Source organism: Nostoc sp. (genome assembly GCF_036919615.1).
In the GTDB taxonomy this organism is placed as follows: domain Bacteria; phylum Cyanobacteriota; class Cyanobacteriia; order Cyanobacteriales; family Nostocaceae; genus Nostoc.
In genome coordinates this window covers 1-23,621 of the sequence record NZ_JBALCN010000101.1, presented here as the reverse complement: position 1 = coordinate 23,621, position 23,621 = coordinate 1, and the positions used below count along the sequence as shown (strand labels likewise).

Sequence of the window (23,621 nt, the reverse complement as noted above, 5' to 3'; positions counted from 1 at the left end):
ATTAGGATTAGTTTGTACAGTGCGTAAGTCCTAATTTTTATGCTACAACGGTAATCGCCTGTTTTAAGAAGAGTTTATTTCACAACTGGTGACAGTTGTCAATACTTTTCTCCTTTACCTAGATTCGTAGGTAAACAAACCAGGCTGTGATTAGTTTATTATTCTCAGCTTGATTTAGTTCTAATCATGATCAAAAACACTATTCTAGAGCCTCTAGTTACGGATGTTCGGTGTGAAGAAATTTGTGAGATTTTGGGAGAAACTTACAACCAGGAACGCTGGAACGATTGGCGCTGGCAAATGCGGCATCGGTTGACTAAGCTGGAACACTTTCAGAGGTTATTAAGGCTTAGTGCTGCCGAAGAAAAGGGACTTTTAATCGCACCAGAGAAGTTTGCTGTAGCCGTCACACCATACTTTGCATCGCTCCTTGATCCAGAAGATCCGCTTTGCCCATTACGGTTACAAGTCATCCCACGGGAAGAAGAACTAGTAGTCAGCACCGCAGACATGGTAGATCCATGTGGTGAAGATAACGACACTGCCGTGCCAGGACTCGTACACCGCTATCCTGATCGGGTGTTGCTGCTTGCCCTAGATACTTGCGCTGCTTATTGTCGTTACTGCACTCGCTCTCGTTTGGTGAGCCAAGGTGAGATGTACCCAGTAACGCGGCGGTTGGATGCGATCGTTGCTTACCTGGAGGAACACACCGAGATCCGTGATGTGCTAATTTCCGGTGGTGATCCTCTGTTGATGTCTGATGAACCTTTAAACAATTTGCTTGGGCGGCTGCGTGCTATTAGACATATTGAATTTATCCGAATTGGTTCCCGCGTACCGAGTTTCTTACCGCAGCGAATTACACCGGAATTGGTTGCCTTGCTTTGTAAACATCGTGTGTGGCTGTCTTTGCACTTTTGTCATGTGCAGGAACTTACTCCGGAAGTGGCACAAGCTTGCGATCGCCTAGCTGATGGTGGCATTCCTCTAGGTAGTCAAACTGTGCTGTTAAAAGGTGTGAATGACTCTGAAAAAGCGCTGAAGAATCTGTTTCATGGTCTTCTGAAATTGCGTGTGCGACCCTATTACCTTTACCAATGCGACCCAGTTGTTGGCACTGCACATCTGCGAACGAGTGTTCAAACTGGGATTGATCTAATTTCTAAATTGCGTGGTCATACTACTGGCTATGCTGTACCAACTTATGTGATTGATGCCCCTGGCGGCGGTGGTAAAGTCCCAATTCAAGCCGAGACTCTACTTGCCTATGAAAAGGGCACAGCTACAGTGCAAAATTGGGCAGGTAAGACATACACCTATGTAGATCCGTGGAGCAGGACTGACACTATTATGTGAGTTTGACCTTTTTTTAATTAAAAATTAATAATAATAATTTTTAATTAATTAATTTTGGGTACAAGCCCCCACCCTGTGGGAATTAAAAATGCAAAATTAAGATTTGCTTCTTCAATTTTTAATTAATAATTTTTAATTTTTAATTGGAGTGAAGCGACATGACCACCATCATCTAAAAGAGCCAGTTGGGATGGTTCTTTTGGCTTCTAGCATAAAACTAAGTAATCGCAGGAGAGTAGTTGGAATGTTGATTGTGGGCAATACAAACCTAAAAGGTCGAGGTGTCTTCGCACAGAAGCGCTTTTTGAAAGGAGAGATGATTGAGAGATCGCCAGTTGTGGTTATACCCGCAGAACAGGTTGAATTCCTAGATAAAACAGTTTTGAGTAACTATTACTACGATTGGGAAGATAAAGGTGCGGCGATCGCACTTGGTTTAATGTCCCTGTTCAACCATTCTTACGATCCGAATACTTACTATGTGAAAAAATTCGCCGAACGGGAGGTGGAATTGATTGCCTACCGAGATATAAAAGTAGGAGAAGAAATTACTGCCAACTATAACGGTTCTCCTAACGATCAATCTGTTATTTGGTTCGATGTTGTTGATGAGATATTTTGACTCCATTGAAGACTTAGTAATCAAAATTTCTGCAATTAACCTGAGTTGCATATTACAGCTAACAGCAAAAGCTTTCTCACCAGGAATTATCTATGGGGTTATTAATTGGTCTATGTTATGACCTGAAGGCAGACTACCTTAAGGCTGGTTTCAGTGCTTCTGAGGTGATGGAGTTCGACGATGAAGAAACTATCATCGGGCTGGAAGATGCACTATTTCAGTTAGGTCATAAAGTTGAACGTGTCGGTAATGGTAGAGAACTCGCTCTGTGCTTGGCAAAAGGCGATCACTGGGATCTTGTTTTCAATATTGCTGAGGGTTTAAAGGGTCGCTCTCGTGAAGCCCAAGTCCCCGCAGTCTGCGAATTATTCGCTCAACCCTATACCTTTTCCGATCCGCTCACCTGTGCCCTAACGTTAGACAAGGCGCTTGCTAAGAGAGTGGTGCGCGATCGCGGCTTGCCGACAGCTGCTTTTGAAGTGGTGAGTACTACCGCAGAAGCAACAGCCGTATCGCTGCCAATGCCAGTTTTCCTCAAGCCTGTAGCGGAGGGCAGTTCTAAAGGGGTAACGGGGCATTCTCTTGTCAAAGAACGTCAGGAGCTAGTAAATACTTATCAATTGTTACGTGAACTATTTCAGCAGTCCGTACTCGTAGAAACCTTTCTTCCCGGTCGAGAAGTAACAGTAGGTATTATTGGCAACGGCAGTAACTTACGGGTAGTAGGTGTAATGGAAGTAATTTTTACAGGAGAAGCAGAAGCTTTCGCCTATACCACCCTGAACAAGGATGAGTATCTGGAACGGGTATCTTATCATTTGCTCATAGATCCTGAGCCACTGGCAGCACAGGCAAGGCAGCTGGCCCTGGATGTTTACCATACTCTTGGTTGCCGTGACGCTGCCCGCGTGGATCTGCGTTGCGATGCTAGCGGTGTGTTGCAGTTTATGGAGGTTAACCCACTGCCAGGGCTAGATTATATCCGCTCAGACCTGGTAATTATGGGACGTTTGGGTGATGTGACATACACAGAAATTATTGCTGAAATAGTCAAGTCTGCATGGCAAAGGTACAAATGTTGATTTAGTTATGAGTGGCGATCGCTCACTATGGGGTCTTGTTTTTTGGCGATTGCTGATTGCGGGATGAAACTAATTAATTGTGCGTGGCGATGAAAACCCCTGTAGAGATACTACAACGCTAGCCGATGGGTAAAATATATTGCAACTTTACGAATAAACGGTATAACAAAAGCATTCTCCTCATCTGCCTCATCCCTAAATTGTTCACAACTCTGTATAAGTTCAATATTTGAAAGAATGCAGAATCTATCATTTTCCCTTTGTAGTTTTTTATAGATTCAACTATAACAAGTTGTAAATATGAAAACTCGGAGTGGGTAAATGGCAGGTCAAAGCCTCAACGACTTTCCCAAACAAATCCTTCAAGAATGCTACGAAATTCAACAACAGTTAGGTAAGAAAGCAGGAAGACGTACTCTTTTAGCCCATGACATTCAAACTGAGCAATTAGTTATCATCAAGCTGCTAACCATAATTCATGAACTAATTGCACTCATCTATAAGTCAATACGCTTGGATTAAGGATAATTGTAGGTTAAGGTTTTTGGCTTTAACCCAAGCGTATTGATCTATAACTTTGACGTAGTTTGGCGCATCTTCATACAGAATTGATATTACACGGTAGGCTAACACACCTTGAATTGTTAACGGTGCGTTAGCCTATGGCGTAACACACCCTACATTTAAAGCTTGAAATATTAGCGCCAACTTACTTGTATCAATCCTAAAATCTGCATGGTAAAGGTACAAAAGCTGAAGTTTTTAGGGCTGTTCAACCAGACTTATATCGGAAGTCAAAAGATAAAAACGCCAAGTTAAAAGCACTGCACCCATGAATAGCCCTAATACTAAACCTAACCATAAACCAATAGCACCCCAACCTAAAGTGAATGCCATCAAATAGCCCCCACTTAGACCAATGCCCCAGTAAGCAAACATAGTAATTAACACTGGTACTTTGGTGTCCTTCAACCCGATCAATGCACCAGCAGCAATAGTCTGAATAGAATAAAATATCTGAACTATTGCCCCCACGGCTAAAAAAGAAGTTGCCGTTTTAACTATCTGGATATTATCCGGATTACTGGTATCCAAATACATTGCCACAATATAGTTGGGAAACAGCAAAAAAATTAGTGCCACAATGCTCACAATGGGAGTAACAAGCGCAATGCAGACAAATCCTGCTCTGCTTGCACCCTTGAGATCATTTTCTCCCCTCAGCTGTCCTACTCTCATCGTGATGGCATAGGAAATACCTATAGATACTGTTTCGACAAAACTTTCTGTCTCGACGGTAATTTCATGGGCTGCTAACGTCTCTGTCCCAAACCACCCCATAAATAAAGCAGTGGCAGTGAATACTCCAATTTCTGCTCCATACTGCAACCCCAAGAACCATCCAGTTTGGAAGATATCTACAAACATATCTTTATCAAACTGATGCAGAGCGCTATCAAGCTGGTAGTCTTTAAAGTATTTGTCGAAGTAAACCCAGGTAGCGGCGGCGATAAAATTCAGCCAAAAAATGAGTGTGCTTGCCCAACCGATACCAGCTAAACCAAGGGCTGGTAAACCAAATTTACCGAACATTAGCACGTAATTTGCAGCGGCATTCAATAATAGTCCAGCCACTGTAATTACTGTTAGGAACTGGGGTCGATTCAGAGCAGAGCTAACTTCTTTTAAAATACAGAAACCGAGCGCAGCAGGAAAACCCCAAACAATAGACCGCAAATATGTTTGAGCCAATAATACATTGCTTTCTTCTTGACCAGTCAGCAGTAGGATATAGTCAAAGTGCCAAATGATAAACATCACAGGTAAGCACATCGTCACAGCTAACCAAATTCCTTGACCTGTAGCACGGCCAACTTGGTCTATTTTTCCTGCACCAAAAGCATTTGCGACATTCACACCCGCAGCTGAAAGAATAGAACGACAAACAGAAGCTAGAGTCGAAAAGGTAACAGCACCTAAAGCACCCGCAGCTAAAGCTTGGCTGTTAAGTAAGCCCATCATCACCCCATCCAACAAAGGAATGCCCGCTTCTAATATTTGAGTAATTACCAGAGGAACTGCCAATTGTAGGCAGGCTTGGACTTCTAATATCAGTTCTGACTTAAATTCTTTTGAAGTTAACTCCATTGGGGCACAAAAATTAAGAAGGGTGCGAAAAAAGTAAAATTTAATAGATTAAGTTATATTAACGCCAACAGGCGCACCAAACTCAACCTGTTGGCTGTGAAATAGGCGATCGCTTCACCCTCTCAACACAAAAAACAGCGTAGGTGCAGCCTTGCCGTAGGCATCGCCCCACCTAAATATCCGTGAGTTCGACAATTCAGCTGGTATCCACTAATTAGTTGAATAAAAAGACCTCTAGGAGGTTTTGCTACACAAAACCTGTCCCTCTCCGACGGGCGAGAGGGACAGGTTTGAACTTTAATTCAAGGCAGAGAGAGATTGATCGAACTCACGTAGAATTGTATATGTGCTTTCCCTGCTCCTCTGCTCCCTACTTGCTCATTTCTACCCAATTGGGTAAAATCACTGCGCTGGCAATTTTGGCTGTGTAGTCGAGTACTTTGTGACGATGCCAGAAATCTCAGGGTTGTAAAGTCTCAAATAATTCCAATAGTTGCCAAAAACTTGACGCACATAATTTTTGGTTTCATCAAAGGGAATTTCTTCAACAAACTCATCCGGATCTTTTGTAGTTAGAGTTTGTAGCCATTTGGACACATTGCCGGGGCCAGCATTGTAACTGGCGATCGCCAGCAAGGAGTTATTGTTATATTGCTGATGGGTATGATCCAAATACCATGTACCCAGCATGATATTGTCGTTGGGATTTTCGAGGTTTATTGTTTTGATATCCAACTTAATTTGTGGGGCGATCCATTTAGCTGTAGTCGGCAACAACTGCATTAAGCCAGTAGCATCAGCGATGGATTTGATTTTTGGCTCAAACCGCGACTCTTGACGGATGAGAGCGGTGACTAGCAGAGGATTGAGTTTACGCTCAATAGACCACTTTTCAATCTCTCGCTGATAGGGAAATGGATAACGCGCTTGCCAGTAAGTGATCTGTTTACTCAGAGTCTGATATTGGGCAAGTTCAGCTGGTGTTTCCCGATCTTCCAATTTAGAAATTTTATCAATTCCGATCAGATTTTCTCCCTTTGCCTGCCGGATTAACCCTTCAGTAAATTGCTCTGCTATCGTTGGCTGAATTTTATTCTGAAATTCTGTTTGCCATTGTAACCAGGCATCGCGGTCTTGACCTAGCAGATATAATTCTTTGAAAGTTTCAGAACCAGCAGGCGGTAATGGACGCTGGGGTGCGATTACTTCCGGGTTCATAACGCGCACGTTGTCAAAGTTGCCAACATTTAGCCCCAGCATTGTCGCTGCTCGCCATGCATAGTAAGAGTAGGGAAACTGGCTAATCACATACTCGTAAGCAGTTTGAGATTGCTGCTGTTTCCCTAGTAAAGCTGCCCATTTACCTACCCAAAAGCCTGCTCTTGGAGCCAAAATACTATTGGGATTATTGGTGACAATTGGTTCCGCCCATTGCCAAGCACCGACGTAATCTTTGGTATTGGCTTTATCTTGGGCGATTTTCCAGCGATACTCTGCGGCTTCATCAGAATTTCCGTATTTGGCTATGAGTAATTGCCAAGCCTGGCTAGCCGACTTTTGATCCTTTAGGGTTTGGAGAGTTTTGGCTTTTTGTACCAGTGCAGTACTAGCTTGTTTCGGAAATTTACTAATTACCTGCTCAAGATAGGGTAGGCCGTCTTTAGGAGTTTTTGCAGTTTCTGCTAACCGCAGTAGTGCAGTCCCAGTTTCTTCGGTATTTGGAAATTGCTGCACTAGTTGCTTATAGGTGGCGATCGCTTTTTCTTTATCTTTGCCTCCTACCTGTAATCCTCGTGCAGTGCGGTAGAGGTTGCGCGATGTCTTGGGTGCTTTGGCATAAGCATTCGCGGCTTTCAGAAATTGACTATTTTCCCAATAGCTTGTACCAATAAGTTCCCAGTCTTCGGGTTTCAGGGTGGGCTGTTTTACTAACTGATCCAAAACACCTACTATGCCTGGTTGGTCATAGGCATATTTAGCCAAAATCAATTGTAATTGTGGCTGATTGGGATTATCTTGCAAGCGTTTGCGGATAATTTCCCAAGTCAGAGGATTGGAAGGAAATTGAGCGATCGCAATTTCTTGTTGCTTCGGTTGGGCAATCAGATATAGCGCTTTCACCGTGGCCGCTTCTTTGGGATACTGTTTCAGCACACTTCGCCTCAGATCCGAGGCTTTGCCGTCTTCGCCCAGGATATCCTGTGCCTGAGCTTGTTTTAGCAAAATGTAGGGCGCCAGAAGCGGATAGTCTTTATCTAATCCTTCCAGTAAAACCAGCGCTTTTTTAGCTTGGGTTCTTTCAATGTAATCACTTGCTAAAAGATAACGAGCGCGATTTCGGTCTGGCGATCGCGATTGCTCGGCGATCGCTGCTAGTTTTGCCGCCCGTTCTGGCAGGGATTGTGAGATCAGTGGAAAGACGGCTGATTGAGCAATGCTACCCTCTGATGTTTGCCCTGCTTGATTCTGACTCAGTTTGAGCCATTTTCCTAGAGATTTGCCAATCTCAGGTGCTGATACCATTGCCCCAGCTAAAAAGGCAAACAGTGCTGCACCCGCAATTATCGAAATTTGCTTTTTTTGTAGTTTCTTCAGCATGAATACCCGCTGAAAAGTTCCGGTGAATTTCTTGAAACTGTAGCACTCCTAACCATCAGTGTTACCAATTTTTCATTTTAGATTTTTAATTTTATGTAGAAAAATCCTAATTTTCAATCCTACAGTTAGTAGTACTGAGTAGATAGCACATATTAGATACTATTACATCTATCTTTGGTATATCATAAATGGTTTGTTAGATGAGCAGAGAAGTCTGTAGACGCTTCTGAGGTCAGGCGGTCGTAGTCTTCTCTACTGGAGTTTAGACTAGTTCCCGGTACGAAATCTAAAAGCCTTACAGTAATTGAGATAAGGAAAAATGTACTCTATCGGAAGGCAGACTTGAGGTAACTTCCAGTATTACGTGTTAATACTTAAATTTCAAAATTTTTAATATACGTATTACTTTATAAAACGCATAATTAAGGTTTTTGACATACGTAAATAAGGTTTATCTGTATAAAATAGTTTACTAAAAAAGCAAAGATAAAATATATTTGCCGATATATCGCGATATGTTTAATATGGAATTACGAACGTTTAAACCGACATATTGTCACTTATGAAAGAATTACGAATAGTTAATGTCTTGTCTGAACTTGATGCTCTCCTGGAGGCAGAACACAACCAACTTAAAGCACTCAGTCCCGAAGAGCGCGGAAAACATCTAGATGAAATGATGCTGGCAGTTGGCTTACAAACTGGACAATTCTTGAATATGCTTCTCAAAACACAAGGTGGCAAACGCATTCTTGAAATTGGTACTAGCGTTGGCTATTCAACAATCTGGTTAGCCGAAGCAGCGCGGGTAAATGGTGGTCGTGTAACTACTCTCGAATGTGTTGCCGCCAAGCAGGCACAAGCGGTGGAAAATATTCGGAGGGTTGGTTTAGAGGATTTTGTAGACTTTCAACTTGGTGATGCCCTCAAGTTACTGGAAATTTTACCAGGAACATGGGATTTTGTCTTGCTTGATCTTTGGAAAGAGCAGTACATTCCTTGCTTTGACCTCTTTTATAAAAAGCTTGCTCCTGGAGCAATTGTCGTAGCTGATAACATTACTTTTCCTCCTGATTTTCGGACAACAATGAAGAATTATCAACAATATGTTCGCACTAAGCCAGACCTAGATTCAATTGAAATCAATATTGGTCAAGGTCTTGAGCTAACGCGAAAGGAAATTTCTTGATGCCTTTTTAATGCGCCTAATTCTCTAGCTTGGTGTTTGCTTTTTATTGTAGACATCACAAATTGCTAATGTCTGTACAAATAGCAAATGCGTACGCCGATATAGCAAATGGAGTCGCCAAAGTAGCAAATGCATACGCCGAAGTAGCAAATGCATACGCCGAAGTAGCAAATGCATACGCCGATATAGCAAATGCATACGCCGAAGTAGCAAATGGAGTCGCCGATATAGCAAATGCGTACGCCGATACAGCAAATGCGTAGGCGTAGCCAGCCGTAGGCATCGCTTCTCGAAATTCTCTAAATTGTGCTTACGCAATGCTCTTAGCTTTTAGAGGAATCTCAATCACAAACTTTGTGCCTTGCCCCAGTGTGGAATCACACCAAAGATTACCACCATGCTTCTGGGTCACAATTTGATAGCTCATAAACAAACCCAAACCAGTGCCTTTGCCAACGGGTTTAGTGGTGAAGAAAGGATCAAATAGTTTAGAGCAAATCTCTTTTGGAATGCCTATTCCATTGTCAGAAATCATAATCACCACTTGATTTGTATCGATTTGATTAGTCTGAATCCAGATGGCATTGGGGTTAGCTGAAATGTCTTGGAACGAACGTCCCTGATTAGATTCTTCTAATGCATCTATAGCATTGCCTAAAAGATTCATAAACACTTGATTAAGGGAGCCAGCATCACATTCAATCAGTGGTAACTGACTATACTCTTTAATAACCTGGATCTGGGGGCGATCGGCTGTCGATTGCAATTGATGTTGCAAAATCACCAAGGTACTATCAATCCCTTGATGAATGTCTACCGCTTTCCATCCTGCTTCATCCAAACGCGAGAAGTTCCGCAGGGATAATACAATAGTAGAGATCCGCTCGGCACCAATTTTCATGGACTCAAGAATCTTGGTAACATCTTCCTGTAAAAAGTCCAGTTCAAGTTTATCCAATTCTGCGTGCAGGGCAAGAGGTGGATTTGGATAGTGCTGTTGGTAAGCTTGCAATGCTCTCAGCAGACTTTGGATATGCTCAGAAAGATAAATTAAGTTGCCATTAATGAAATTAACCGGGTTATTGATTTCATGGGCAACTCCTGCGACCATCTGTCCCAATGCAGACATTTTTTCACTGTGAAGCATCTGTAATTGAGTCTGTTTAAGCGTTTGTAGAGTTTGGTTCAGAGTCGTATTCTTTTCATTCAATTCTTCAGTTCTCTGCTGAACTCGAACTTCCAGAGTCTCATTGGTTCTGGCTAATTCGGCAAAAGCTAAACGCAGCTTGGTTTCTGCTTGTGTTCGTTCTGCGATCGTCGCTGTTAGCACAAGAATGGTGAGTGTAATCACGCCGATAAACGATTGCAGTTGGATCAAAGATTGGTCGAGATCCTTATTCACAAAACTACCTTTGCCATTGACAGTTGCGATCACAGCGATCGCAGCTACAATAAAAGTTAACAGCATTGTACTCGGTTGCCCCAGTCGAAAGGCAGACCAGATCAACATCGGAATCAACATATACTCCAGGTGATATCCCTCACCAAAAGCAACTTTGCTGATCAGAATGACCAACCCCATCAGAATAACTGGCTCTACTAGGATTAACCAGAATTTTAAAGGGCGTGAGTTTGCTCTTGAGTGGCGAATATCAGAGAGATTTTCAGAATCCTCTGACGTTGAACTGAGGGATAACCATTGCCAGATTGGACGTCGCTTTTTTTGAGTGAATTGCCCCCAACTAAGCAGAATTGGGGTAACGATAAAAATTCCTGAAACATTAGAAATCCACCAGGTTAACCAAACTGTCCCATACGCTGTCCAAGGAACTTTACCACTCAACGCCAGGCAAGCCACTCCAACAGTTGCATTGATGCTCGGCCCCACCATGCCGGTTAAGAACAAAAATCTGAACACGTCGGTGACACGTTCTAAGGGATAGCGAAGCTTGGTAGTTTTCCGCAGCAGGAAGGCACCCAACATAGTCCCCAAGGTTGTTCCGATCGCAATGAAAAGAACTGGCAGTGTTGAAATCACCAGGGACAATAAACTTGTTGGATCTCGGAATGCCCAGAAGTTGGCGAGAAATGAACCCAGCAAAACACCAGACCCAATCCAGTTACCAAACAACAGAACAGCCCCCACAGCAATTCCATCCGGGGGCCAAACTGGAGTCACATTGTTCGGTGTGGAGGCAAGATGACGTGAAATTTCAGCCATTTCATAGTAGGCGATCGCCAAAACAACGATGCCTCCGATTTGCCTTAGCCCATGAGGGAATATAGGGGATTTTTGTTGAATCATCTGTTTAGTGACTGCTTGATATCAACGTTGCTTGTCTTTACATAGAATGCCCTTTTCCCTTAAAGTCGGAACATAAAGTAGCTATGAAAGTAGTTTACAAAAAGTATTAAAACAAGCGCTTCATCAAGCTGGTATTCAAAAAAAGGTGGGTTGTCGGCCCCTTTGGGGAAGTCAAAAGTCAAAAGTCAAAAGTCAAAAGTCAAAAGTAATACGTTTGGCCACAGTTTCGTTATCCATTTACTGCAAAGTAGCTATGACATTTACACACTATAGGAATTATTCATACACAAATATGTCAAAACTAGGATGATTTATACCCTGGCTCTTAACCGTGGTGGAAAAGCTGTCCGCAGTCTCATAGATTAGAGATAATATTTCTATCATCAGTAATTCTCAAAAGTCATGACTCAAGCCATACCCAAGCTAGTAACCTTTGAGGAATTTGTCGATTGGCTACCCGAAAATCGACGAGTCCGCTACGAACTACATAAAGGAGAAATTGTTGAGATGGCGCAACCAGTAGGGGAACACGAAGAAGTTAAAGGTTTTTTAGGTATCGAAATTCCTGTTGAAATCAAACGTCTAGGATTGCCCTACTTCATGCCCAACCAAGTTATAGTTAGACCTCTTGAAAAAGATTCTGGTTACTTCCCCAATGTGTTGGTGCTAAACCGTGCAAATCTGGCAAATGAAAAATTATGGAAAAAAGAATCTACCGTTAGTTTAGGTGCATCAATACCTTTGGCGATTGAGGTTGTATCAACCAACTGGCGAGACGATTACTATTTAAAATATGCTGAGTATGAAGAGATGGGTATCTCGGAATACTGGATTGTCGATTATGCTGCCTTGGGTGGACGTAATTTTATCGGTAATCCCAAACAACCGACAATCTCCGTTTGTAACTTAGTTGATGGGGAATATCAGATAAGTAAGTTTCGAGATAGCGATCGCATCGTTTCCCAAACTTTTCCCGAATTGAATCTCACCCCAAACCAGATTTTTCAAGCTGCTGTGGTGTAGCGTTTATCTTTTGCCAATTCTGGAGTTCGCCCCTTCAAGCCAATCATTAACTTCAGCATAAACACCTTTAATATAGGTACTCGCTGCAAAAACCATAAACCCAGGCGACGAACTACCACCACAGGTAAGAAATTATTAGAAAACATCCGATCTAACAAATCGGTCAAACCTAAAATCATTAAATTTTCCAACTTGCGCCAGCGTTCATAACCTTTAAGAATCTGAATGTCGCCAATATCTTTACCCGCTTGGTGTGCTGCTTGGATAACTTGCGCCAAAGCCGCTGCATCCCTAATCCCCAGATTTAAACCTTGTCCGCCGACAGGATGGCAATTGTGCGCTGCATCACCAATTAATGCTAGTCGGGGGAGAACATAGCGATCGCTTTGCATGAGTTGTACCTGAAATACAAAGCGATCGCCTAGTAATTCCAATTTCCCCATCTGATTACCATAGCGATGGGTGAGTTCTACCAAAAATTGCTGATCATCTAAAGCACATAAAGCTTTTGCTTCTTCGTGGGGGGCTGTCCATACAATCCGGCAACGGTTCCCCGGTAAAGGTAAAATCGCAAAGGGCCCGCTAGACCAAAATCTTTCGTAAGCAGTGTTGTTGTGCGGTTTTTCTGGTTTAACAAATGCAACTATGCAAGACTGCCAATATTTCCAGCCCAGAGTTTTGATTCCAGCAGCTTGACGAATCGGCGATCGCGCCCCATCTGCTGCTATCAGTAATTTGCTCTTGACTGTTCGTAACTGATCGGCAACTTTAATATCTATCGCTACTATATCCTTCTGGTACTGCGTATTTACCACTTCAGCCGGACATAGATAAGTCACATTTGGACAATTTTGGACAAACTCCTGCAAAGGCTGCAACAGCGCTTGGTGTTCCGCCACATAACCCAATTCTGCTGTACCTATATCATCTGTGGCAAATTCTACCACATTGGCAGAATCAGCATCAGAAAGACGAACTCGGCAATATTTGGCTATTTGAGGCAACATTTTGTCCCAAACTCCAATTCCTTGGTAAATTAGCGCCGAAAGCATGTGAACTGCATAGGCTTGTCCCTTAGCTACCGCCGCTGATGCTAATGTTGCCTCAATCAGCAAGACACTCAAGCCAGAATCTTTTAAAGCAGAGGCTAGAGTTAACCCAATAATCCCACCGCCGACAATTACCAAATCATATTCATATCCCCGCTCATTTGGTGGTATTGGTTGAGAAGAAAGAGTTTGCTCAAGCTGCGTTCGGGTCATTATTAAGTTAGGTTACAGCGTCTTAACTCCTATTTTGACGCGATCGCGCCCTGATGAGCAAGTTAATTAAAAAAACCCGCTGAATGGTAGGGATTCCAGGGGGGTTAAATAATACAATTATTTTTTCAGAGAAACCAACACTAAACTTTATTACAGAGTTACTAGAAACTTTTGCGAGTAATAGTAACTATCAATGAGTTGGCTTTTTCGGATGATGCTTGTAATGTTTGTAATGTCCCTTGTAAACCTTATAACCTTTTCTGGTACCAGTTTTTCTGTAACCAGTATGGTGAATATTAGCTTGAGCAACAGAAGTAAAAACAGTTATAGGGGCAGCAAATATTAAAGCCAAAAGTAAAGCTTTAGCGAACTTATTCACTTGAAAATCCTCATCAAGTAATCAACAATCCAACTATCCAATAGGTATATGTCATAAGTTTGTGATTGATATGAACCTTTCATGTCTATTTTTACATCCGTAAAATTTAGGACTTATGGGGAATCCTTGGCGAGAAAATACTCACAGCCGTAATACTTGCTGGCATTTCCGACTTAAATGTAATATTTTTTACCTCATTTAAAGAATTACTATTTGGTGATCACGCCTGTGTTAATTTTGATTAATAAATACTGAGAGCCATCAATTCTTCTGATATGTCAAAATTAGCTGTGACATTTTGCACGTCATCCAAGCCTTCTAGAGTATCAATTAACTTGAAAAGCGATCGCGCCTGATCCGGATCAGTAACTTCTACACTATTACTGGGAATCCAGCGCAATTCGGCATCAGTCACCTGAAAGCGTTGATCTTTGAGTATCTGACTAAGGGTTTCTAAATTTGCAATGTCAGTAAATATTTCAGCCATCTCATCTTCAGTCATCTCATAAGACTGGGCACCGCCTTCGAGGGATGCTTCTAAAAGCTGTTCTTCGTCAACCACACCCTGCACCACACAAACGCCTTTTTGGTGAAACATCCAGCTAACGCAACCTGTTTCACCAAGATTGCCACCATTTTTACTAAAAGCTACACGCAAGTCAGCAGCAGTGCGATTGCGATTATCTGTGAGGGCTTCGATTAAAATTGCTACACCACCAGGGCCATAACCTTCGTAGCGAATCGCTTCAAAGATAGCATTGTCGCCGCCAAAAGTGCCTGCACCTTTAGCGATCGCTCGTTCAATATTATCATTGGGGATACTTGCAGCCTTTGCCTTGTCAATTGCTGTGCGAAGTTGAAAATTCAGCGCCGGATCTGGTACACCGCTTCTAGCTGCAACGATAATCGCCCTGGATAACTGAGTGAAGGTTTTTCCCTTTTTAGCATCTACTACGGCCTTCTGGCGCTTAATATTTGCCCATTTACTGTGTCCTGCCATAATCTGAAATTTATCAAAACTCTATTCAAGATTAGAATATAAACGCTTGCAAAAACCATGACTTCAGATAAATGTGCAAGGCTAGATCAGAGTCACAAAGTTGCTGCTGTGAGAGGATGTTTGTCAAGAAAGAATCTCCCTCTCCTTAGTAAGGAGAGGCACAGGTTTTGCGTAGCATAACCAGGGTGAGGTTTTTTGTTTAAATCACAAATGGTTTAAGTTCACAGTTATACCACTTATCTTCAATACGTTCAGTAATCAGTGGTCTGATGATAAATTTGGGTGGGCTACCATCCAGAACATCAATCCGCACACATGAGTAAGGTAGTCGGTTGTGAAAATTGTAGTCATGACGACCAACAAAAAGCAATGAATCTGCAACTTTTCGAGTGGATTTACCTGCAATTTCAGTAAAAGTCTCCATCAATTCAGTCCCCCTTCGCCGTTGATAGCGGGGACGATGACCACTACCACCAGAGATAATGCAGTTAATGTGGGAGTCAGCAAATCCGGTATCAGTTGTGCAAAGATGCTCCAAACAGTGAGCATGACCGTTTAAAATCAAATCGACTATGGGACGCTCTTTAATTAAAGAACCAAGAGTTTGTCCCACTTGTTCAAACACCCAGCGCAGTCGGTGGCGAACCGCCAAGGTTTGTGCCTGATCCCATTTAGTTGCTTCTGTGACATAGGGTGGATGGTGGAAAAAGATAATCCGTCCGCGCACTTCGGAGGTGTTCCAAGATTCAATTAGTCTGCTTCGCAACCATTCAAGTTGTTCAAAGTCGCTCGCAGGCATTTTCTCAGATGTCAATTGTTTTTCAATATCGATTTTGATCTCGTTTATTTGGTCTAATTTGGCGCTAAGGTCATCGAGTTGTTCTGCTTCGGTGGGTTTATCTGGGTTGAGGCAATCGTATATTCCCAAAATCTGCAATTCTTGTTGATCTATTTCCTGACGACGCTTTTGCAATTGGCGGCGGTAAATTTCCCCCTCTTGAGTTGCAGGTAAGGGTGATGGTGTATTAAATGTGTTAGAATCCAGTGCAAAAAAGTCAATACCGCCGTAACGAAAGGTGTAATAGCGATTAGGTAAGCGGGTAAACTGTCCAGGTTCGTAACGCAAACAGCGCCCTGTGTCTGTCTTAGCAGTATAGTGTTGATCTAAATGACGTTCCAACTCTTGTGGGGAAGCGATCGCCTGGGTGTAGTCCATAAATGCTCGTGCATAGGCATTGCCTTGATATGATCCATGCCAGCCAATCTCGATATCTTTGTAGCGCAACAGGCGACGTAATGAAGATGTTGTTCCAGTAAATAAACGGTACATCAACGGCACATCGTAATAATCATGATTACCGAGTACTGGCAAGAATGGCAGATTAAACACCATGCGATCGTAGGGAATGCTTTTGGGGTTGTCCCCACCGACAATAAATTCCTGGTAAGGCTCAATAAAGTTTGTTGAATAATACTCTTGGGAACCCACCACATAGATTACATCGCCTGTGTGCAACACAAAACTGCAATTATCGCGGTGAGTCAGCATTAGTTCAGCAACTTTTCGTTGGGGATGGTGTTGAGAATGGGATTTGGTGCCGGAATCACCGATAACCATAAAGGAAAATTCTGGACTATCCTGCCTGCGATCGTCAATAACCATGCTGGTTTGGTCAATTCCCCGTTGCACAAAACTTGGATGCATCCACCGCACCCGTTCCTTCATCTTTTGAATTTTTACAGGAATCGGTGGATCGGAAATCAATTTCATGGCTGATAACTCTTGAATGCCTAATGCACATGCCGATTGTAACGAGATAATAAGGGTTTTATTTTAAATCTCGTTTTCAGACACTGCTAGACACAAAGCACAATCCCCAATCCTCAAGGCAAATTTTCTCGCAGTAATGCCCGAAAGCCTGCTTGTTGAAAATGCTCATCAGCAGTCAGTGCTTCAGTGATTCCGCTATATTGCATCACAATAAAGGATACGCAATTCCCAAATCCCCATTCTTTCTCTATTCGTTCCTGATATAGCTCGAAAGCACGTTCGTAGAGTTCCTGAGAAAGGGGGACAATTTCTACTTTGGAGTCTGCTACTAGAGAATTTAATAATATGATTGCCGCCTGACGATAAGGTAGTTGGGATAAGGCATTGCCAATTTCTAACATTACCGCCTGTGTTGTCACTAAACGAGTTTCTGCCGCTTGTAACATTTTAGCCAGATGTAAGGCTCGGTCATGCAAGCGATCGCTCGGTGCAGATAAGGCAATGGCAAATGATGTATCAAGAAAGACTTCAGAATGCATGGAAAGTTTACTTACCGTACAAATATTTATCTATATTGGTAGACCAGTCAGATGGGCCATCTAGGTTGAGCGATCGCGCCGTTTGCAGAAATGATACCGTTTCATGTTCACTTGGCGGTAAAATTTCAATACTGATTCGCACGCGGGTATTGATTGGCAGTGCGATCGGTTCAGCCGGATAGAACACTTTGCCATTAAACACAGCTGTGATTTTTTCGATCATTTTTCCCAAAAAGTGCTTTTAGTCTATCCTAAGCTGGTTGTGACAATACGGGTAGAGTAGACGACGCAATAACTAGTGAAGATACTTATACCTGTCTTACGAATTATATCGATTTTTCAGAATTGCCTAAGTCACCAACTGAACTAATGTTGGTTAAATCTCTGCTCTCAGCTATTTATCAGAATCCGAGATTCTGGGTCTGTGAAGTTGCAGTGGTCTTGGTCTTTTACGCACAAAAAGGGAAAAATTTTTCGCTTTTTCCCAATTCTTAGCAACAAATTGTTATGGAAATTCTATACACAAATAACGTATGTAGGCTGTAAATAAATCAGCTTTTTGGAGTTGGGCAGAGTACAGAGCTTGTACCCTACCTTTGCTACTTTGATGATCAACTCCTGACTTAATAAAAAAAATTGAAGTTAGATGAGAACTGTTGTTCTATATATCCTATAATTCTTTTAATTACGGTATCCGTCTAGAAATACCGTAGATTTAGGGGTGTATTCTAATGAGCAAGTCGCAACAACTGACACAATTAAGTAAATTCCTTACTGAGGGAATGCAGGCTTATGCCATGAAAGCTTTGCAAACCATACAATCATATCAACACACAATTAGAAATTGGTTCAATGGACGCACTGTGCAAAGCTTTGTGAGTCTGTTTTTAGTAGGTGCTTTTTTGAGTATAGCAGTTGCCTCCTGCTCTGGAAGCAGTTCAGCTAGCAAAAATGATGTTAAGCTAAAAATTGTTTCTTTCTCTGTTACCAAAGCCGCTCATGACCAGATAATTCCCAAATTCGTCCAAAAGTGGAAGCAAGAACATAACCAAAACGTCACATTTGAGCAAAGTTATGGGGGTTCTGGCGCTCAAGCGGCTGCTGTCATTGCTGGATTGCAAGAAGCAGATATAGTACATTTGGCACTTCCTCTAGATATCAGCAAAATTGCTCTTGCAGGTTTGATTAAATCAGGTTGGGAAACCAAAGCTCCGAGAAATGGTATTGTTAGTAAATCGGTTGCTGCGATCGTCACCCGCGAAGGCAATCCCAAAGGCATCAATACTTGGGCAGACTTAACAAAAGATGGCGTAAAAGTGATTGCCGCTAACCCAAAAACTTCTGGTATTGCTATCTGGGAATTCTTGGCTTTTTGGGGTTCCGTGAGTCTAACCGGAGGTGACGAAGCGACAGCGTTAGATTACGTCACCAAAGTTTATAAAAACACTCCTATTCTGACGAAAGATGCTCGTGAAGCTAGCAATTTATTTTTCCAACAAAATCAGGGTGATGTCTTAATCAACTACGAGAATGAAGTAATTTTAGCAGGAAAAAATGGGACTCAACTACCTTATGTTGTACCCCAAGTCAATATTTCCATTGATAATCCTGTAGCCGTAGTTGATAAAAACGTTGATAAACACGGTACAAGGGAAGTTGCACAAGCATTTGTTGATTTTCTTTACTCGACAGAAGCTCAACGAGAATTTGCCAAATTACAATATCGTCCTGTTAACCCCACTGTTACCCAAGAAGTAGCATCACAATATCAGCCAATTAAAATTTTATTCACATCTCAAGATTTAGGTGGCTGGGATATTATCCAGAAAAAGTTTTTTGGAGATGGGGCTATTTTTGACAAAATTAAGGCTGCCAGCAAAGCATGATATCTATACTTTTCGTGCTGGATTATCTCCTAGCAGATAGCCAAGCATAAGGAATTTTAAGTCACTTTACTCAATTGATAATTTATGAGCTTTCGTAGCAGATTTAAGGATAGCTTTTTCCTGATATTTTTAATGATTATTGCCAGCAGTAGCACTGCTTGTAGCAGCAGCGAGGAAAAGAAAAGTCAGGTGAGTATTGATGGTGCAGCTGTAGGTTTTCCTATTTCTTTAGCAGTTGCAGAAGAATACGGTAAAGTCAAACCTGAAGCTAAAGTAAGCGTTGCCTCAAGCGGTACTGGTGGTGGTTTCAGTAAGTTTTGTAATGGCGATCTTGATATAGCTGGTGCTTCTCGCACCATTAGAGATGAAGAAATCAAAAAATGTCAAAGTAAGAATATCAAATTTGTCGAGTTGCCTATAGCTTTAGATGGTATCGCTGTAATTGCTAACCGCCAAAATAACTTTGCCAAATGTTTAACTATTAAGGAACTGGGTAAGATTTGGGGCGGCAAATCAGACGGTAAAGTATTGAGATGGAATCAAGTTAATCCCAAGTTTCCTAACCAAAAACTGAAGCTGTATGCTCCATCTTCTGATACGGGAACATTCGATTATATGACTCAAGCTGTGACTGGCAAAGCTAAGAATGGCCGTACAGACTACACTGCCACTCAGAATCAAAACCTTCTCGTACAAGGAGTGTCAGGTGATGTATCAGCCTTGGGTTATGTAGGGATATCTTACTATATTCAAAATCAAGAAAAACTGAATCTAGTTGCTGTAGAAAGTCTTGCAGGAAAGTGTGAAAAACCAGTGCCAGTGGATAATGTGATTAAAAACATCTATACACCTTTGTCTCGTCCTCTGTTCATCTATGTCAGTAAAAAATCCTTAGATACTAAGCCAGCAGTCAAAGAATTTGTAGATTTTTATCTAGAAAATTCTTGGAAGTGGGTAGATAGTGTTGGTTATGTAGCACTACCGGATGATGCTTATCTCAAAGTCAAACAAAAATTTGCGACTGGGGAAACTGGCACAAAGTTTAAAAAAGCAAAACCAGGTGAGCCAATCACAAAGTTTATTTAAATAAAGTCTCAGTCATTGTAGTCAAAAATTCATTGTTTATGCAGAATACCAATTATCAAGACGAGCCTTATCTACTATCCAGACAGTCACTGGATAAAAATGCATCTGAAGATATTTCAGAAAAGATTGTTGCGGCAGTTTTATTTGCTTGTGCTTTAGTTTCAGTTTTAACTACCTTTGAGATTGTCATAATTATCTTTCAGGAGACATTCGGTTTTTTCCAAGAAGTTTCCTTTGCCCAATTTTTTCTTGATACTAAATGGACACCTTTATTTGCCGATAAACATTTTGGCGTTTGGCCATTGATTAATGGCACTTTCTTGACTACAGCTATTGCGATGGCAGTTGCTATTCCTTTGGGTTTATCTTCTGCTATTTATTTGAGTGAATATGCTCAACCCAAAGTAGCAGCAATTTTACGTCCAGCAGTGGAACTTTTAGCGGGAATACCTACTGTAGTATATGGTTACTTTGCGCTGTTATTCCTTACACCATTGCTGCGGAATGTTATCCCTCTGGAAATATTCAACGCTTTGAGTGCGGGGTTAATGATGGGGGTAATGATTACTCCTACTGTTGGTTCTATCAGCTTAGATGCTATCCGAGCAGTTCCCCGTTCTTTGCGAGAAGGAGCTTATGCTTTAGGTATCACTAAACTGGAAACCATTTTTAAAGTAGTTCTCCCAGCTGCACTTTCTGGAATCATAGCCTCAATTATTTTGGGCATTTCTCGCGCTGTAGGTGAAACAATGACTGTCCTGATCGCCGCCGGACAACAACCAAGACTAACTGTTAATTTTGCGGAATCAGTAGAAACAATGACAGCTTACATGGCACAAATTTCTGGTGGAGATAGTCCACGTGGTAGTCTTAATTTCAAGACATTATATGCTGTAGGCGCTGTTCTGTTTCTACTTACCCTTACTTTGAATATTGTTAGTTATTGGATTGCTAATCGCTTTAAAGAAAAATACGACTAAATAGATATGGCTACAAGTTATCAACAAGATGATTCTTTAGAATCTGCGGCAGAATTTAGCGATAATGTTGAGAGTAGAGATAAATTAGGGAAAGTATTTGAAGTCCTTTTTTTGTTAGGATTGCTAATTGGTTTATTTATCCTAGCATTGCTACTTTTTGATATTTTGAAAGACGGATTAGACAGATTTTTATCACCCGGCTTTCTCACAGAAACTCCTTCTCGTTTTCCTGAGCAAGGTGGTATTCGTCCTGCGATTATCAGCAGTATGCTTTTAGGAGCTGTTGTGATTTTAGTAACTGTCCCAATTGGTGTTGGAGCAGCTTTATATCTAGAAGAATATGCACCTAAAGCTTGGTGGACAGCGATTATTGAGATTAATATCAGTAATCTGGCGGGTGTGCCTTCTATTGTCTATGGATTGCTGGGTTTAGGAGTTTTTAATTATTTGCTTGGGTTTGGCCCCGCTTTAATTTCTGGTGCATTGACTTTATCTTTATTGTCTTTACCAGTAATTATTGTGACAGCTAGAGAAGCAATTCGCGCTGTCCCAGATTCCCTGAGAAATGCTTCTTACGGATTAGGTGTCACAAAATGGCGAACTATCAGCAGTCATGTCATACCCTATGCTGTTCCTGGTATTTTGACGGGGGTGATTATCTCTATATCCCGCGCTATTGGTGATGCAGCCTCTTTGATTGTTGTAGGTGCTGTGGGTTTTCTCACCTTTAACCCTGGTTTGTTTCAGAGATTTATGGCATTACCAATTCAAATTTATAGTTACATCACTCGTCCGGAACCGGGTTTTGCTAGTGCAGCAGCAGCCACAATTATTGCGTTGTTAATCTTGATTTTAGTTTTAAACGGTGTAGCAATTTATATTCGGCAACGCTTCTCAATAAACTAGGTATTTAAATATCTAATTGGATATATTCACGGTTATTAGGAGATACGCAAAATGACTTATAGCAATAGTAGAAGTAAATCAGATAGTGCCACAATCGATCAAGACAAGGGTGTATTCAATGTTGAAGGTGTGAAGGTCTACTATGGGGGATTTTTGGCACTTTTAGATGTTTATCTAAAGATTCCTGATAAGCAAATTATTGCTTTTATTGGCCCTTCAGGATGTGGTAAAAGTACTTTATTGCGTTGCTTCAACCGGATGAATGATTTAATCCCTGGAGCTAAGGTAGAAGGGAGACTTAATTATCGCGATCGCAACATTTACGATCCTAAGATAAATTCTGTAAAATTACGACGGCAAGTCGGAATGGTTTTTCAAAGACCGAATCCTTTCCCCAAGTCAATATACGAAAATATTTCCTTTGGGCCGCGTGCTAACGGTTATAAAGGTAACATTGATGAATTGGTGGAAGATTCCCTTAGACGCGCTGCTATCTGGGATGAAGTCAAAGACAAACTCAAAGAAAAGGGGACTGCATTATCTGGTGGACAACAGCAACGACTTTGCATAGCAAGAGCGATCGCCATGAAGCCAGATGTATTATTAATGGATGAACCATGTTCTGCTCTCGACCCAATTTCTAGCCGCCAAGTAGAAGAACTCTGCTTAGAACTCAAGCAGCAATACACCATCATCATGGTGACTCACAATATGCAGCAAGCTTCTAGAGTCGCAGATTTCACCGCTTTCTTTAATACAGAAATTGATGAGCATGGCAAACGTCGCGGAAAATTAGTTGAGTTTAATCCTACGGCGCAAATGTTCAGTTCTCCTCAAACTAAAGAAGCTGAAGATTATATTAGTGGACGTTTCGGTTAAAGAGACATTACAGTTCTAATTCGGGAAAATATGCTGAGGCTTAATAGTACTAAATTGAAGTAATATTTCAGTTTAGTACTTATACTATGTATTATGTTTAAGCCTTTGTCATTTGCTTTAGTTGCAGCTACCGTTTTCGTGACATCAATCAATAATCCCAGCAATACTTTAGCTCGAACTTGTGCTTCTAAGTGTGGGTTGCACCCAATTCAGTTTACGCCTGGGCAACAGATCCAGATTGAAGTTATAAATAGCACACCTAACCTGATTAAAATCCAAAAACCCTCCGTGACTGATGCAATATCCTTGAGTCCAGGGCAAAAATTAAATCTAGAACAAATAGAGGGTACGGAGCCAAATACATCTTTGATATTTTGGAGCGAAACAGGTTTATCACTACAAGCAATTGTCTCCAAACCTAACTTTGGTACATTGCGGCTGGAACTCCGTCCGACTTCGCGTTCTCCGGGCGATCGCTCGTTATATATTATGGATGATGGTAGGATTAACGTGTTTTATACCAATTCAATGTGAAGCTGCATAGAATAGAGCTTCCAGGATAAAGTTATAAGAAGAGACAGAAATTACCTGCTCAAATGTAAGTTGG

Annotated in this window: 21 protein-coding genes and 1 pseudogene; 13 read left to right on the top strand and 9 right to left on the bottom strand. The window is 41.6% G+C overall.

Annotation, left to right across the window (positions count from 1 at the left end):
• Window positions 1-186 precede the first annotated feature (186 nt).
• The 4 genes and pseudogenes from V7K48_RS31555 to V7K48_RS31540 form a co-directional block, all read left to right on the top strand.
• Complete coding sequence (locus V7K48_RS31555; RefSeq protein ID WP_335078762.1) at window positions 187-1,359, top strand: KamA family radical SAM protein; 1,173 nt, start codon at window positions 187-189, stop codon at window positions 1,357-1,359.
• Window positions 1,360-1,507: 148 nt separating this feature from the next.
• Complete coding sequence (locus tag V7K48_RS31550; RefSeq protein ID WP_335078760.1) at window positions 1,508-1,981, top strand: SET domain-containing protein; 474 nt, start codon at window positions 1,508-1,510, stop codon at window positions 1,979-1,981.
• 92 nt (window positions 1,982-2,073) lie between these two features.
• Complete coding sequence (locus tag V7K48_RS31545) at window positions 2,074-3,063, top strand: D-alanine--D-alanine ligase family protein (protein WP_335078758.1); 990 nt, start codon at window positions 2,074-2,076, stop codon at window positions 3,061-3,063.
• A 321-nt stretch (window positions 3,064-3,384) separates the two neighbouring features.
• Window positions 3,385-3,534 (top strand): annotated as a pseudogene (locus V7K48_RS31540) (serine/threonine protein kinase); the annotation flags it as partial.
• A 291-nt stretch (window positions 3,535-3,825) separates the two neighbouring features.
• Here the strand turns inward: V7K48_RS31540 and V7K48_RS31535 are convergent.
• Window positions 3,826-5,211, bottom strand: coding sequence for an MATE family efflux transporter (locus tag V7K48_RS31535; RefSeq protein ID WP_335078756.1), 1,386 nt, complete (start codon window positions 5,209-5,211; stop codon window positions 3,826-3,828).
• A 402-nt stretch (window positions 5,212-5,613) separates the two neighbouring features.
• Complete coding sequence (locus tag V7K48_RS31530) at window positions 5,614-7,809, bottom strand: lytic transglycosylase domain-containing protein (protein WP_335078754.1); 2,196 nt, start codon at window positions 7,807-7,809, stop codon at window positions 5,614-5,616.
• A 562-nt stretch (window positions 7,810-8,371) separates the two neighbouring features.
• Here V7K48_RS31530 and V7K48_RS31525 point away from each other — a divergent pair.
• Together V7K48_RS31525 and V7K48_RS31520 are read left to right on the top strand one after the other, a co-directional pair.
• Window positions 8,372-8,998 carry an O-methyltransferase gene (locus tag V7K48_RS31525; protein WP_335078752.1) on the top strand — a complete coding sequence of 209 codons (627 nt, stop codon included), beginning with the start codon at window positions 8,372-8,374 and terminating at the stop codon, window positions 8,996-8,998.
• 68 nt (window positions 8,999-9,066) lie between these two features.
• Window positions 9,067-9,261 (top strand): hypothetical protein, encoded by a 195-nt coding sequence (locus tag V7K48_RS31520; RefSeq protein WP_335078750.1) that lies wholly within the window; start codon window positions 9,067-9,069, stop codon window positions 9,259-9,261.
• A gap of 47 nt (window positions 9,262-9,308) precedes the next feature.
• Here the strand turns inward: V7K48_RS31520 and V7K48_RS31515 are convergent, their stop codons facing one another.
• Window positions 9,309-11,303, bottom strand: coding sequence for an MASE1 domain-containing protein (locus V7K48_RS31515; protein WP_335078748.1), 1,995 nt, complete (start codon window positions 11,301-11,303; stop codon window positions 9,309-9,311).
• Window positions 11,304-11,705: 402 nt separating this feature from the next.
• Here V7K48_RS31515 and V7K48_RS31510 point away from each other — a divergent pair, with 402 nt between their 5' ends.
• A complete protein-coding gene (locus V7K48_RS31510; RefSeq protein ID WP_335078746.1) occupies window positions 11,706-12,326 on the top strand; it encodes a Uma2 family endonuclease in 621 nt (206 codons plus the stop codon).
• Here V7K48_RS31510 and V7K48_RS31505 read toward each other — a convergent pair.
• From V7K48_RS31505 to V7K48_RS31480, 6 genes are all read right to left on the bottom strand, one after another.
• Complete coding sequence (locus tag V7K48_RS31505; RefSeq protein WP_335078744.1) at window positions 12,308-13,588, bottom strand: FAD-dependent hydroxylase; 1,281 nt, start codon at window positions 13,586-13,588, stop codon at window positions 12,308-12,310. The genes V7K48_RS31510 and V7K48_RS31505 overlap by 19 nt on opposite strands.
• Window positions 13,589-13,778: 190 nt before the next feature.
• Window positions 13,779-13,967, bottom strand: a complete 189-nt coding sequence (locus V7K48_RS31500; RefSeq protein WP_335078742.1) for a hypothetical protein — start codon at window positions 13,965-13,967, stop codon at window positions 13,779-13,781.
• A gap of 241 nt (window positions 13,968-14,208) precedes the next feature.
• Window positions 14,209-14,967: a YebC/PmpR family DNA-binding transcriptional regulator gene (locus tag V7K48_RS31495; protein WP_335078740.1), complete on the bottom strand. Its 759-nt coding sequence runs from the start codon at window positions 14,965-14,967 to the stop codon at window positions 14,209-14,211.
• Between the two features lie 199 nt (window positions 14,968-15,166).
• Window positions 15,167-16,738 (bottom strand): metallophosphoesterase family protein, encoded by a 1,572-nt coding sequence (locus V7K48_RS31490; protein WP_335078738.1) that lies wholly within the window; start codon window positions 16,736-16,738, stop codon window positions 15,167-15,169.
• 113 nt (window positions 16,739-16,851) lie between these two features.
• The gene (locus V7K48_RS31485) at window positions 16,852-17,277 is read right to left on the bottom strand and encodes a type II toxin-antitoxin system VapC family toxin (RefSeq protein WP_335078736.1); all 426 of its coding nucleotides are present in this window, start codon (window positions 17,275-17,277) and stop codon (window positions 16,852-16,854) included.
• 7 nt (window positions 17,278-17,284) lie between these two features.
• A complete protein-coding gene (locus tag V7K48_RS31480; RefSeq protein WP_335078734.1) occupies window positions 17,285-17,500 on the bottom strand; it encodes a hypothetical protein in 216 nt (71 codons plus the stop codon).
• 508 nt (window positions 17,501-18,008) lie between these two features.
• On the opposite strand from V7K48_RS31480, the gene V7K48_RS31475 reads away from it, so the two are divergent.
• From V7K48_RS31475 to V7K48_RS31450, 6 genes are all read left to right on the top strand, one after another.
• Window positions 18,009-19,163 (top strand): sulfate ABC transporter substrate-binding protein, encoded by a 1,155-nt coding sequence (locus tag V7K48_RS31475; RefSeq protein ID WP_335078732.1) that lies wholly within the window; start codon window positions 18,009-18,011, stop codon window positions 19,161-19,163.
• Between the two features lie 84 nt (window positions 19,164-19,247).
• On the top strand, window positions 19,248-20,249 hold the full coding sequence (locus V7K48_RS31470; RefSeq protein WP_335078730.1) for a PstS family phosphate ABC transporter substrate-binding protein: 1,002 nt from the start codon (window positions 19,248-19,250) through the stop codon (window positions 20,247-20,249).
• Window positions 20,250-20,287: 38 nt separating this feature from the next.
• Window positions 20,288-21,229: a phosphate ABC transporter permease subunit PstC gene (gene pstC, locus V7K48_RS31465; RefSeq protein WP_335078728.1), complete on the top strand. Its 942-nt coding sequence runs from the start codon at window positions 20,288-20,290 to the stop codon at window positions 21,227-21,229.
• Window positions 21,230-21,235: 6 nt separating this feature from the next.
• Entirely contained in the window at window positions 21,236-22,135 is a 900-nt protein-coding gene (gene pstA, locus V7K48_RS31460; RefSeq protein ID WP_335078726.1) for a phosphate ABC transporter permease PstA, read from the top strand.
• A gap of 51 nt (window positions 22,136-22,186) precedes the next feature.
• Complete coding sequence (gene pstB / locus V7K48_RS31455; protein WP_335078724.1) at window positions 22,187-23,014, top strand: phosphate ABC transporter ATP-binding protein PstB; 828 nt, start codon at window positions 22,187-22,189, stop codon at window positions 23,012-23,014.
• Between the two features lie 93 nt (window positions 23,015-23,107).
• Window positions 23,108-23,548 (top strand): hypothetical protein, encoded by a 441-nt coding sequence (locus V7K48_RS31450; RefSeq protein ID WP_335078722.1) that lies wholly within the window; start codon window positions 23,108-23,110, stop codon window positions 23,546-23,548.
• Window positions 23,549-23,621 lie beyond the last annotated feature (73 nt).